This window comes from Acidocella aromatica (assembly GCF_014201825.1).
GTDB lineage: Bacteria > Pseudomonadota > Alphaproteobacteria > Acetobacterales > Acetobacteraceae > Acidocella > Acidocella aromatica.
The window spans coordinates 136,946-148,965 of record NZ_JACHFJ010000005.1 but is presented as its reverse complement, the minus strand read 5'-3'; the positions used below and the strand labels follow the sequence as shown (position 1 = coordinate 148,965).

The 12,020-nt window shown below is 65.1% G+C and carries 9 protein-coding genes; 3 read left to right on the top strand and 6 right to left on the bottom strand.

The window, feature by feature from the left end; all coding sequences use genetic code 11:
• Nucleotides 1-155: 155 nt before the first annotated feature.
• Genes HNP71_RS07775 through HNP71_RS07760 form a run of 4 tightly spaced genes read right to left on the bottom strand, consistent with a single transcriptional unit; the run spans nt 156 to nt 8,006 of the window.
• Nucleotides 156-2,933, bottom strand: coding sequence for a [protein-PII] uridylyltransferase (locus HNP71_RS07775; protein ID WP_183266330.1), 2,778 nt, complete (start codon nt 2,931-2,933; stop codon nt 156-158).
• Nucleotides 2,934-2,991: 58 nt separating this feature from the next.
• Nucleotides 2,992-5,598, bottom strand: a complete 2,607-nt coding sequence (mutS, locus tag HNP71_RS07770) for a DNA mismatch repair protein MutS (protein WP_183266317.1) — start codon at nt 5,596-5,598, stop codon at nt 2,992-2,994.
• A gap of 60 nt (nt 5,599-5,658) precedes the next feature.
• The gene (locus HNP71_RS07765; protein ID WP_183266316.1) at nt 5,659-7,623 is read right to left on the bottom strand and encodes a putative bifunctional diguanylate cyclase/phosphodiesterase; all 1,965 of its coding nucleotides are present in this window, start codon (nt 7,621-7,623) and stop codon (nt 5,659-5,661) included.
• A complete protein-coding gene (locus HNP71_RS07760) occupies nt 7,623-8,006 on the bottom strand; it encodes a hypothetical protein (RefSeq protein WP_183266315.1) in 384 nt (127 codons plus the stop codon). Before HNP71_RS07760 ends, HNP71_RS07765 begins: the two co-directional genes overlap by 1 nt.
• Nucleotides 8,007-8,426: 420 nt before the next feature.
• Between HNP71_RS07760 and HNP71_RS07755 the strand changes: the two genes are divergently transcribed.
• On the top strand, nt 8,427-9,152 hold the full coding sequence (locus tag HNP71_RS07755) for an N-acyl amino acid synthase FeeM domain-containing protein (RefSeq protein WP_183266314.1): 726 nt from the start codon (nt 8,427-8,429) through the stop codon (nt 9,150-9,152).
• Between the two features lie 36 nt (nt 9,153-9,188).
• A complete protein-coding gene (locus tag HNP71_RS07750) occupies nt 9,189-9,749 on the top strand; it encodes a methyltransferase family protein (RefSeq protein WP_183266313.1) in 561 nt (186 codons plus the stop codon).
• Nucleotides 9,750-9,870: 121 nt separating this feature from the next.
• Here the strand turns inward: HNP71_RS07750 and ykgO are convergent, their stop codons facing one another.
• Nucleotides 9,871-9,996 (bottom strand): type B 50S ribosomal protein L36, encoded by a 126-nt coding sequence (ykgO, locus tag HNP71_RS07745; RefSeq protein ID WP_183266312.1) that lies wholly within the window; start codon nt 9,994-9,996, stop codon nt 9,871-9,873.
• Nucleotides 9,997-10,215: 219 nt separating this feature from the next.
• Here ykgO and HNP71_RS07740 point away from each other — a divergent pair, with 219 nt between their 5' ends.
• Nucleotides 10,216-10,977, top strand: coding sequence for a glycosyltransferase family 2 protein (locus tag HNP71_RS07740; RefSeq protein WP_183266311.1), 762 nt, complete (start codon nt 10,216-10,218; stop codon nt 10,975-10,977).
• On the opposite strand, the gene HNP71_RS07735 is transcribed toward HNP71_RS07740, so the two are convergent.
• Nucleotides 10,974-11,996 (bottom strand): glycosyltransferase, encoded by a 1,023-nt coding sequence (locus HNP71_RS07735; RefSeq protein ID WP_183266310.1) that lies wholly within the window; start codon nt 11,994-11,996, stop codon nt 10,974-10,976. The two genes, HNP71_RS07740 and HNP71_RS07735, sit on opposite strands and share 4 nt — an antisense overlap.
• Nucleotides 11,997-12,020: the final 24 nt, after the last annotated feature.

The following is a 12,020-nucleotide window of genomic DNA, read 5'->3' as shown; positions in this document are numbered from 1 at the left end:
GGGCATGCCCCAGGGCACATTGAAACCACCTCAACCATCAAGCATGAAGGGGAAAGACACTGCGCCTGAGCGCGAACAAAAAGGGGAGCACGTCAAGGCGGATTTTTCGCAGCTTTTTGAAAAAAAGATGCACCAAGAACTTTTAAAAGTCTGCGTTACGCTACCGAAACCTTGTTCTTGTTCTCCGTGGGCGGCTCGTCCAGAGCCGGGTTCAGCGCCTCCAGCAGCGCCTTGCGCAGTTGGTAGAGTTTGCGTTCATTCTCGATCTTCATGCCGAACACGTCCTTCACGTAGAACACGTCCACGGCGCGCACGCCGTAGGTGGTCACATGGGCGGAGGCGATTTGCAGCCCCTCGGAGGAGATGGCGGCGGTCACGTCGTGCAGCAGGCCGGGGCGGTCGCGCCCGTTCACCTCGATCACGGTATGCCGGTTGGAGGCGCGGTTATCCACCACCACGCGCGGCGGTACATGGATCGCGCGCATGCGCTGCGCCACCACGCTGCGCGTCGCCTTGCGGATTTCCGCCGCCAGCTTGAGCCGCCCGGAGAGCGCCTGCTCCACCAGCGTGGCCAGCCGCGCGAGGCGGTGTGGCGTTTCGAACGGTCCGCCATTGGCGTCCTGAATCCAGAACGTATCCAGCGCCATGCCGTCGGTCAGGGTATGGATGCGCGCGTCCACGATGGAGGCCCCGGCAATCGCCAGCGCGCCCGCGATGCGGCTGAACAACCCGGCATGGTCGGCGGTGTAAACCACCACCTCGGTCACGGCGCGGGCGGGCAGGGGCTCGGTGAACACGGTCAGAGGCGCGTTGCGGGCCTTGGCGTCGCGGATCATGCGCCCATGGCGCTCGATGCTCTCGGGGTCGAAGCCCAGCCAGTAGCTAGGGTAGCCGAGCGAAAGGAACTCCTCGCGATCCGCCACCGGCCAATCCGCCAGCAGCGAGGACACGACATCCTTCACCCGCGCGATGCGCGTATCGCGCTCGGTGGTGGAAAGCCCGCCCTCCAGCACCTCGGCCACGCGCGAATACAGCTCGCGCAGCAGCGTGGCCTTCCAGCCGTTCCAAACTTTCGGGCTCACGGCGCGGATATCGGCCACGGTGAGGATCAGCAAAAGGCGGAGCCGCTCCGGCGACTGGATGGTGTCGGCAAGGTCCAGGATCGTCTTCGGGTCGTCGATATCGCGCGAGAAGGCTGTCTGGCTCAGCATCAGGTGATGCAGCACCAGCCAGGAGGCCATTTCCGTCTCCTCGGCCGAGAGGCCCAGCATCGGGCCGACACTCAGGGCGATCTCGGCGCCCAGCACCGAATGGTCGCCGCCCCGGCCCTTGGCGATATCATGCAGCATCATCGCCACATACAGCGCGCGGCGGGACTGGATCTGCGCGACCACATCGGAGGCGACGGGCGCGACCTCCTTCAGCGTTCCGGCTTCGATGGTGTTGAGGTTGCGGATACACTGCACCGTGTGAACATCGACGGTGTAGACATGATAGGTGTCGAATTGCATCTGCCCGACGATGCGCCGCCAATCCGGCAGGTACCGCCCGAGAATGCCGGATTCGTTGAGGATGCCCATCCAGGTGGCGGAGTCGCAGTCAGGGTCGTGCCCGGCCTCGTGCGAGCCGCAGAGCAGGTTGAGGAACAGGGCGGCGGCCTGCTTGTCACCGCGCAGCTCGGCACCCAGCGGGGCGGAGCGGATGAGCGTGCGCCGCGCCAGCGGGTGCAGCTCCAGCCCGCGGTCGCGCGCGCAGATGAGAATGCGGAACACGCTGGAGGGGTTGACCGCCGGGTCGTGGCCGGGGGCGAAGAGGATCTTGCCGTCGGCCAGCACGAAGCCCTGTTCGATCAGCGCCGCGTCGGTTTCGGCGGCGAGGGCTGGCGGGCCGAGAGCGGCGCGGATCAGCGCCGGTTCCAGCACGGCGGTCACGCGCGCCACCTCGCGCACGATGAGGAAGTAGTGGCGCATGAAGCGCTCCACCCCGTTCTGTCGGCCATGGCGGGTATAGCCCATACGCCCGCCGATCACCGGCTGCAGATCGAAGGTCAGCCGCTCCTCGGCGCGTCCGGCCACGTAATGCAGGTGGAAGCGCACGGTCCACAGATATTCCCACGCGCGCCGACAGGCCCGTGCCTCGGCGGCGGTCAGGATGCCGCCCCCCGGCGCGTCCTTGCCTACCAGCTCGGTCATGGCGAAGGTGTTGAACATGTAGCGCGAGAGCCAGTACAGCGTCTGCAAATCCCGCAGCCCACCGCGCCCTTCCTTCACGTTCGGCTCGACCATGAAGGGCGTCTCGCCAAAGCGGCGGTGCCGGGCGGCGCGCTCGGCCTGCTTGGCGGCGATAAACTCGCCCGGCCCGTCGGCGGTACAATCGTTGCGGAAAGCTTTCTGGAATTCGGTGAACAAGGCGCGGTCGCCGCACAGGCTGCGTGCATCGAGCAGCGAGGTGCGGATGGTCACATCGCCCTTGGCCTCGATCAGGCATTCCTCGATGGAGCGCGTGGCATGCCCGACCTTCAGGCCCAGATCCCACAGGAAATACAGGATGAACTCCACTGCCTTCTCCACGGCGGGCGAGGCATGGCCGTGCGAGAGGAACAGCAGGTCGATATCGGAGAACGGCGCCAGGGTGGCGCGCCCATACCCGCCGGTGGCCGCCATGGCGAGGCGCTCATTGGGCCCCAGCTCCTGCACCTTCAGCGCATAGGCGAAGATCGCGCTAACCAGTTCGTCCATTAGCCCGGCATGCAGCCGCGCGGCGGAAAGGCCGTTCAGCCCGTCCTGCTCGAAACGCTGTTGGACAAAGCCTTGCAAGCGGCCAAGCTGGCGGCGGAACAGCGCCAGCGCCACATCGCGCGCGGGCACGCTCGCGGGTTCAAGCAGTTCGGCAAGGGCGGCGGTGATATCGGGGCGCTTCCTGGATACGGACATGTCGAGCACGGTAGATCAATCCATCAGGCGTGGGAATTCATAACGCGCCGCCAGCCCCTCAATTTTCCACGTGGCCGGGGCGCGTTTTCAGCGCCTCGGCCCGCAGCTTGTACAGGGCCTCCAGCGCCTCGCGCGGGGTCATGGCATCCGGGTCCAGCGCCGCAAGCGTGGCCGACAGGGCATTGTCCGCCGCGTTTTCGGCCGGGGGCAGGGTGGCGAAGAGCGGCAGCGGGGCCGCGGCCAGCGTGGCTTTTTCGGCGGATTTCAGCAGGGTTTCCGCGCGTTTGGCCACCGCCTCGGGCACACCGGCCAGCCGCGCGACATGCACGCCCCAGCTCTTCTGCGCCGCTCCCTCGATCACCTCGTGCATGAATACCACCTCGCCCCGGAACTCCTTGACCCGCATTGTGTGCGGTTTCAGCCGGGGCAAAGCCTCGGCCAGCAAGTATAATTCATGGAAATGTGTGGCAAATATGGCGCGGCACCGGTTGTTGTTGTGCAGACTTTCCAGCACCGCCTGGGCGATGGCCAAACCATCCCGCGTGCCCGTCCCGCGCCCGATTTCATCGACGATGACGAAGCTCTTCGGCCCCGCCTGATGCAGGATCGCGGCAGTCTCGATCATCTCCACCATGAAGGTCGAACGCCCGGAGGCAAGATCATCAGCCGCCCCCACGCGCGAGAACAGCCGGTCCACGAGGCCAAGGCGCATGGCGGCGGCGGGCACGGGCAGCCCGGCCTGAGCCAGCACCACCAGCAGCGCGTTCTGGCGTAGGAAGGTGGATTTACCCGCCATATTCGGGCCGGTGAGTAGCATCAGCCGCTGCGTGGTCGAGAGGTCGCACCCGTTGGGGATGAAGCTCACCCCCGGCGGCAGGGCGGCCTCCACCACCGGGTGGCGCCCCGCCTCGATGCGGAAATCCTCGTCATCGGAGAGTTCCGGGCAGCAATAGCGCCCGGAGCCAGCCAGATGTGCCGCCGATTGCAGCACATCCACCAGTGCGAGGGCCTCGGCGCAGGCGGCCAAAGGCTGCGCCGCCGCCAGCGCCTGCTTGATCAACCAGTTGAACACCAGCTTCTCGCGCGCGGCGGCGCGGAAGGCGGCCTCGGTGATGCGCTGGTCCAGGGCGGAAAGCTCAGGGTGCGTGAAGCGCGCCCCGTTCGCCATGCCCTGGCGCAGCAGCAGCTCGGGGTGGCCGCGCAGGCTTTCCACGGCGGTGGCGGGGGCCTCCAGCACATAGCCGAGTTGGGCGTGGTGGCGGATCTTCAGGGAGGCGACGCCGTAGCGCTGGGCCAGCTCGGTCTGGAATTCGGCGATGATCCGGCGCGTGTCGTCGCGCAGGGCGCGCTCGGCATCCAGCTCGCCGTCATAGCCATGGGCGATGACCCCGCCATCCTCCAGCTTCAGCGGCGCGGGTTCGGCCAGAGCGTGCTGGAGCGTTTCGAGCAAGTCGGGGGCCGGGTTCAGCGCGGCTGTGGCGGCATTGAGCAGCCGGGGGCCTCTGGGCAGCAGCGGGGCGAGGCGGGTGGCGATGTCCAGCGCGGCGCGGATGGAAGCGAGGTCACGCGGGGAGGCGCGGCCCAGCGCGATGCGCCCCAAAGCGCGGGCCATGTCCGGCGCGCCGCGCAGTACCATGCGCACGGGCTCGGCCATGCCGGTATCGCGCAAGGCCAGCCAAGCGGCCTGCCGGTCCAGCAGCGTGTCCAGCCGGTTAAGGGGCGCGCTGATCCAGCCCGCCAGCAGTCGCGCCCCGGCCGGGCTTACCGTGCGCTTCACCGCACCCAGCAGGCTGCCCGCCTCGTTGCCGCCACGGGCGGCGAGGAGTTCCAGGCTGGCGCGGGTGGCGGCATCCATGGCCAGCTGTCCGGCCACGCCGGCGCTGGAGGGATGCGAGAGCCGGGGCATTGCGCCCATCTGGGTAGCGGTGATGTAGGCCAGCACCGTGGCGGCGGAGAGCGCCTCGGCGGGCGAGAAATCTCCGAACGCATCCAGGCTGGCCGCGCCGAATTTCTCCGCCAGCTCCCGCTTGGCCGCTTCCGGTGTGGCGGGGGTGGACATGGCGAGCCGCTGCGTGCCCACGCGCCGCAGCTCGAACGGCCCCAGCTCGATCCCCGCATCGGCGACGATCTCGGCCGGGTCCAGCCGCCCGAGGATGGCGGGCAGCCCGGCGGCGTCGGTGGCCTCGGTCTCGAACAGGCCGGTGGAGATATCCGCCCAGGCGATGCCCAGTTGCGGCCCGTAAGGCACGATGGCGGCCAGGAAATTGGCCCGCCCGGCTTCCAGCAGCGCCTCCTCGGTCAGCGTGCCGGGGGTGACGAGCCGCACCACGTCGCGCTTGAGCGGCCCTTTGGCGCCGCGCGCCTTGGCCGCCGCCGGGTCCTCCAACTGCTCCACGATGGCGACGCGGAAGCCGCGCCGGATCAGCCGGGCGAGATACATCTCCGCCTGGCTCACCGGCACGCCGCACATGGGGATGGGCTGGCCCTGGTGCTGGCCGCGCGCGGTCAGCGCGATATCCAGCGCAGCACTCGCCGCCTGCGCGTCGGCAAAGAACAGCTCGTAGAAATCGCCCATGCGGAAGAACAGCAGCGCGTCCTCATGTTTCGCTTTGATGGCGAACCATTGGGCCATCGCGGGGGAAGCACCTGTAGCAGCATCACTCATAAGCGGGGCATTTAGACCCCGCCACCGCGTAAGGCCAAGGGGCTGGGGCGCTGTTGTGCCTCAGGCCGCCGGGGGGCGGGCCGGGTGGGGCGGATTTTGCGCCAGCAGGCGGCTGAACGCCTCGGAGGACATCGGGCGGTGGAACAGATAACCCTGGGCCTGGGCGCAGCCGAAGCTGCTCAGCAGGGTTGCCTGCTCGGTGGTTTCCACGCCCTCGGCGGTCACCACCATGTTCATGCGCTGCGCCAGCCCGATAATGGCGAGGATGATGGCGCTGGCATCCTGCGTCTGGCCGAGATCACGGATGAAGGAGCGGTCGATCTTGAGCTTGTCGAAGGGAAAACGCCGCAGATAGGAGAGCGATGAATAGCCGGTGCCGAAATCGTCGAGCGCGATGCGCACGCCCTGGGCCCGAAGCCCCCGCAATGTCTGCTCTACCACCGGGTCGGTATCCAGCATCACGGATTCGACGATCTCCACCTCCAGCCGCCCCGGGGCCAGCCTGGAACTGGCGAGCGCGTCGCTCACGCGGGTGGCGAGTTTCGGGTCGCGGAATTGAAGCGGCGAGAGATTCACCGCGATGGCCGCTGGTTCCGGCCAAGCGGCGGCGGTGGTGCAGGCTTCATGCAGCACCCATTCGCCGATTTCGCGGATGAAGCCGCTATCCTCGGCCAGCGGGATGAAGGCGGAGGGGGGCAGCAGCCCGCGCTCGGGGTGCTGCCAGCGGATCAGCGCCTCCGCCCCGGCGATGCGCCGTGTGGCAAGGTCGATCACCGGCTGGTAGTCCAGGCGGAACTCTCCTTGCGCCAGGGCGCGGTGAAGCGCGGATTGCAGCGCGCGACGCTCGCGCACCCGCTCATCCATCTCGGGATCGTAGAAGCGGACGGTGCCGCGGCCTTCCTCCTTGGCGCGGTAGAGTGCGAGGTCGGCGTTCTTCATCAGCTTGGTCGGTGTTTTGCCGTCGCGCGGGGCCATGGCCACGCCGATGCTGATGCCGACTTTGACGATCTGCCCGTCGAACTGGAAGGGGCGGGTCATGCGCTCGATGATACGCCTCGCCACAGCGAGCGCCTCTTCGGGCTTGTCGGTCACGAGTATGGTGGCGAATTCGTCGCCGCCCAGGCGGGTGGCCATGTCGAACTCGCGGATGCACCCGCGCAGGCGCTCGGCCACGGCCACCAGCAGGGCGTCGCCCGTGGCGTGGCCCAGCGTGTCGTTGACGATCTTGAAATTATCGAGGTCGAGGCAGAGCAGGGCGATGCCCGTGTTCTCGCAACGTTCGCAGGACTCATGCAGAGTTTCGGAGAACAGCACGCGGTTGGGCAGCTTGGTCAGGCTGTCATGCCGGGCCAGGAAGGAGATCTGCTCCTGCTGGCGGCGCTGGCCGGTGATGTCCGACCCAACGCCGTGATACCCGGCAAAGCGCCCGTGCTTGTCGAGGAACGGCTTGCCGGTGAGGGACCAATAACGTTCCTCGCCATTGATGGTGACCGGCACGACCAAGTCGCGGAACGGCGAACGTTCGGCAATGGCGCGGTTCAGCCGCTCCATAGCCGAGCCCGGACGCTGTTCCTTGTTTGCCGACTCGCCCAGCAGCACGGCGGGGAAGGGGCCGCGCAACTGCTCCGCCGGGCGGCGGACCACCTGTGCGAGGCGTTGGCTGGGCGGCTGCAACTCCAGCGCCGCGTTGGTCTCCCACAGCCAGTCGGAGGCGCTTTCCTCGAAATCACGCAGCAGCAGCTTGATGACTTCCGCATTCTCCTCCAGCCGGATGGCGCCCACCGCGCGCTCGTTCAGGCGGCGGTTGATGTAGAGGATGCAGAAGCCTGTCAGCATGATGAACGATAGCAGGTCGGTCAGAGCGTAAAGGTCGCGGTTGAAACACAGGCTGATGCAAACGCCGATGGAGATCGGCAGCCAGTAAGAGATGGCGCTGGAGGACGGCGAGACCAGCACCGGCGTGGCGATACACCCGATCGCGACGCCGTAGATCAGCGCCCGCTGGTTCGGCGAGCCGTGGATCATCAGCAGCGTGACCAGCCCCCCCCCCAGAGAATGCCAAGTCCGAACAAGGCGACGTTGACCCGCCGGAAATACAATTTGGCGTCGCGCCAGGAAGGGTCTGGCTTTTGCAGCCAGGCGCGCCCCTCCGCGATGATGATGGCATATGTCGCCAGGATCAGCGCTATCATCAGGCAGCGCGTCGGCGCGCCTGGATTGTGCCAGAAATCGAGGAACAGCAGCCCGAGCGTGGTAATGCCGACCATCGAAATGGCGCGCATGATGTAGCTGAAGTCCCGCGCCTGATCGAGGTAGAGCCGCTCGCTCAGGTCGGCCGGCACCTGTATGCCTTGCAGGAGCTGACTCAATATCGGCGGCAGGCGCATCGCCGAAAGTGCGAGCCACAACCGCGCAATACCGGATCTCCGCTTACCGCCGGGACTCGAGTCGCGCCACTGAAGCATCATTCCACTGTGTAGACCTTAAGTTTAACCGGAGTAAGGCACAACCTTACGTAACTTTTTTTGTGCCTGGGCGCTATCTTTAATTACAGATACCGCCTTCATCCGCGGCGCACTCTTAACAAATAATCAATACTGAACCACGCTTTTTTCAAGGCGCCCTGAAAACCCTGCACGCGGACAAACTCATTCTTTTTCCCGTCAGGGTTTTAAAACATTTTCTTAAGAAAACACCTGCACTTTGCCAAGCCGAAGAAGGCGCTTTTACACCAATCTGTTGGTATATCAAAACAAAAATATGCTTACACCTTTGAGGGGAGCTGCTTACTAATACCTCTTGTTTTGGTTGCAAACAGGAGGTTTTAAATGAGTGGTTTACTTTCCTTTTCCGCTGATCTGGTGCGTGGTTCGGCTGCGGTTAAAACGCAGGATAGCGGGCTGACAGCCCGCCTTGCGCTCGACGAGGCGACCAAGGCCGATGCCTACAGCATCCGCCATGCGAGCTATCTTTCCGGTGGCTATATCGACCCGATGCCGGGTGGGTTGTTCTCGGATGCGGACGACCTGAAGCCGAACAGTAAATCGGTGGTTGTGTATAAATGGGGGCGGCCGGTGGCTTCGGTACGCATGTGCGTGCTCGACCACACGCCGGGACTCGAGGGATGGGACGAAATCCCCGCCTCGCGCATCTTCCCCGAGGAAGTCGCCCAACTTGCCGCCAGCGTTGGGCATGGGCGGCCGCCAAAGCTGACCGAGATCAACCGACTCGTGCGTCACCCCGATTTCGCCACGGATTATGAGCTGGTCTTCGTTCTTTACCGGTTCGTCGGTTTCTTCGTGGCCGAGGAACGCTCGGACATGACGCTCTCCTGCGTCCGGCGCAATCACACGCCGTTCTACAAGCGCCTGCACTTTGAATATGTCGCAGGCCCGCGGCGCTATGCTGGCGTCAAGTTCGAAACGAACCTGATGACCTGCCGCAACTCCCGTTACGACTCGGTGCTGCGCGACATCCCGATGGTCGATACCGGCAGCGGTCCGCAGAACACCTACGCCGGCCTGCTGCGCGGCGAAACCGTCAGCGTCTTTTAATCCAAAATCCCCGATTCTCACGAAAGGTCTAGTAAAATGCACACTGTTTTCTCTGCCATCACCGGTATCGACGCCGCCATCTGCTTCTCCGCCTTCTGTTGGGGCGTGCGCGGGCATTTCCGTTCCACAGGCGCCATGCCGCTGGGCATGCAGGTAACGAGCGGGCTCAGCATGATGTTGTTCGCGGGCTTCCTGTGGAATCTCGTGCATGGACTCGGCGCAGCCTGGTTTCTTTCCATCGCGCTGTTCACGGCCTCGCTCGGTGTGTTCGCCGCGGCGATTCTCGCCAGCCGCCGCACTCCGCCGACCCTGGCCTACGACAATGACAGCCCCAACTTCCTGCTTAATCACGGGCCGTACCGCTATGTGCGCCACCCGTTTTACCTGGCCTATGTGCTGTTCTGGCTCGGCACCGCCATTGCCGTGCATAGCCTGGCCGGCTGGGTTGCGCCGGTGCTGATGACGGCCCTGTACATCGACGCCGCCAGCCGCGAGGAACGTAAATTCGCCTCTTCCGAACTGGCGACCGCCTATGCTGCTTACCGTGCCCGCGCTGGCATGTTCTGGCCGCGCCCGCTGGCGTTGCTGGCTGACTAGCCTTTGGGAAGCTCCAGGGGAGCGTGATGCTCCCCTGGGCCCGGTGCCTGCGCCCTGAGGCGGCAAAACAAAAAACCCGGCCAATCGGCCGGGTTGCCTGCCACCAGAGGTGAAAAGAAGGTTAGCCCTGGCGCGCCTTCATGCGCGGGTTCTTCTTGTTGATCACGTAGACCCGGCCATGGCGGCGGACGACGCGGCAGTTCTTGTCGCGAATTTTCGCGGACTTCAATGAGTTACGGATCTTCATGGCGACTCTCGGGAACAAAAAGGGACAATTGGAGGCGCGGTATGCCGGGAGTGGGCGCCGCTGTCAACCTTGGCGGGCTGTTGTGAACGGCGCGACAGGTAATTTGCTTCCGCGCCGTATATATTTCTGTCATAAAAAGGTCATTCGATTTCTCGCAAGTTCCCCTGTTGATAACCGATTCAAACGGCTAGTGCCGCCGAGTCGTCTGGAGCGTAGCGTATGAAGATCAGTTTTGTTGTGCCTGCCTATAACGAGCAAGCGCTATTGGCCAATTCGCTGATGGCCATACGCGAGGAGATCTCCCGTGCTGGCCAGGTGTTGGGCCAGGATGCCGAGATCATCGTCGTCAATAACGCCAGCACGGACCGCACCCGCGAGGTGGCCGAGTCCGTGGAGGGCGTGCGGGTGGTGGACGAGCCGCGCAAAGGGTTGGTGCAGGCCCGCTGGTGTGGATTCGAACACTCCACTGGCGAGCTGATCGCCAATATCGACGCCGACACCATCATCCCGCCCGGCTGGTTAAGCGAGGTGCTGCGCCAGTTCGAGCAGGGCCAGAACCTCGTCGCCCTTTCGGGACCGTATATCTACTACGGTGTGCCGCGGAAGGTGAACATGGTTGTCGCCTCCTATTACCGGCTCGCTTGGCTGGCCTATGTGTTCAATCATTACGTCCTGAACGTGGGGGCGATGCTCCAGGGTGGTAATTTCATCGTCAAGCGCGAGGCGATGCTCAAGCTCGGCAACCCGGACCATCGCTTCTCCTTCTATGGCGAGGATACGGACATGGCCAACCGCCTCTCCAAGGTGGGGCGGGTCAAGTTCACCTTCCGCCTGCCGGCGCAATCCTCCGGACGCCGCTTGGTGGGCGAGGGCGTATTTACCATCGGCCTGCGCTACACCATGAATTTCTTCTGGGCGACCTTCCGCAAGAAGCCCTTCACCGAGGAGTGGCAGGACATCCGCGAGGAAGTCTCGCCTTAACGCGGGTGCAGCTTCCTCGCCGGGGGCGGCTGCTCGGCAGGCTGCCAGCCGGGCGGGGAGATGGCTTCCGGCTGGGTGGCCGGGCTGGTCAGAAACCAGTAGGTGAAAAGCAGGTTCTCCAGCAGCGTGCGGCGCCGGAAGCGCGGGCAGAAGAGCGCGCGCATGCGCTCCAGCAGCCCGCCGTGCAGCCCGGCGCGCACCAGCCGCAAATCCCGCCGCGCCTGGGGCGCCAGCCGCACAGTCTGTGCCGCCAGCGCATCGGCATGGCGGTGCATCATCGTCATATACACACGTGGGCCGCGCCTCAGCGCCGCCAGGGCGCGGGCCGGCAGCGGCTTGGCCCGGCCGATCAGATTGCTCTTATGCAACCGGTAGAGCACTTGCGGGCGCTCATCGAACAGAATCCGCCCGCCGCAGGCCGACACCACGATATAGCTCCACCAGTCATGCACCGTGTTGGCGGGATAGTCGGAACTGGCCACCAGGGCTGCGGCCGAGGCGTTCATCACCACCGTGTTGCCGTTGGCGATATTCTGCGTCAGGCAGGCTGGAAACCCTGGTGCCTTGCCGTGCTGGGCGGAGAGCTTGGCCCCGCGCAGAGACTCGTCCACCAGATATTGCCGGGAGCAGTACAGCGCCGGAGCATCCGCCGCTTCCTCCAGCATCGCCAGGGCGCCTGCCAGCTTCTCCGGGAGCCACACATCGTCCTGGTCGGCAAAGGCGACGGCATGGGCCCCGATATTCTCCTGCAGCAGGATAAAGAAGCTGGGCGAAGCCCCCAGATGCGGCCCGGAAGACGGCGATTCGACACAGCGTTCCGCTCCCACCTTGGCAGCGAAAGCGCGCATGATGTCGACGGTCTCATCCGTCGAGCCATCATCGCGCCAATGTAGCACCCAGTCCTCATGCGTTTGCGCCAGGAAGCTGTTGAGCTGTGCGGGCAGGAAGCGCGCGCCGTTATAGGTGGAGAGCAGGATGGCAATCTTGCCCGCATGGGCGGCTCGCGCAGGCAGCGTCATAGCTAAACCGTCCAGTCGTTATTG

What these genes read in the sequence shown, in the direction of transcription:
- ykgO (WP_183266312.1), bottom strand. Translation starts at nt 9,996, where the DNA reads ATGAAGATCCGTAACTCATTGAAGTCCGCGAAAATTCGCGACAAGAAC.
- HNP71_RS07740 (WP_183266311.1), top strand. Translation starts at nt 10,216, where the DNA reads ATGAAGATCAGTTTTGTTGTGCCTGCCTATAACGAGCAAGCGCTATTG.
- HNP71_RS07755 (WP_183266314.1), top strand. Translation starts at nt 8,427, where the DNA reads ATGAGTGGTTTACTTTCCTTTTCCGCTGATCTGGTGCGTGGTTCGGCT.
- HNP71_RS07750 (WP_183266313.1), top strand. Translation starts at nt 9,189, where the DNA reads ATGCACACTGTTTTCTCTGCCATCACCGGTATCGACGCCGCCATCTGC.
- HNP71_RS07735 (WP_183266310.1), bottom strand. Translation starts at nt 11,996, where the DNA reads ATGACGCTGCCTGCGCGAGCCGCCCATGCGGGCAAGATTGCCATCCTG.
- HNP71_RS07775 (WP_183266330.1), bottom strand. Translation starts at nt 2,933, where the DNA reads ATGTCCGTATCCAGGAAGCGCCCCGATATCACCGCCGCCCTTGCCGAA.
- mutS (WP_183266317.1), bottom strand. Translation starts at nt 5,598, where the DNA reads ATGAGTGATGCTGCTACAGGTGCTTCCCCCGCGATGGCCCAATGGTTC.
- HNP71_RS07765 (WP_183266316.1), bottom strand. Translation starts at nt 7,623, where the DNA reads ATGATCCACGGCTCGCCGAACCAGCGGGCGCTGATCTACGGCGTCGCG.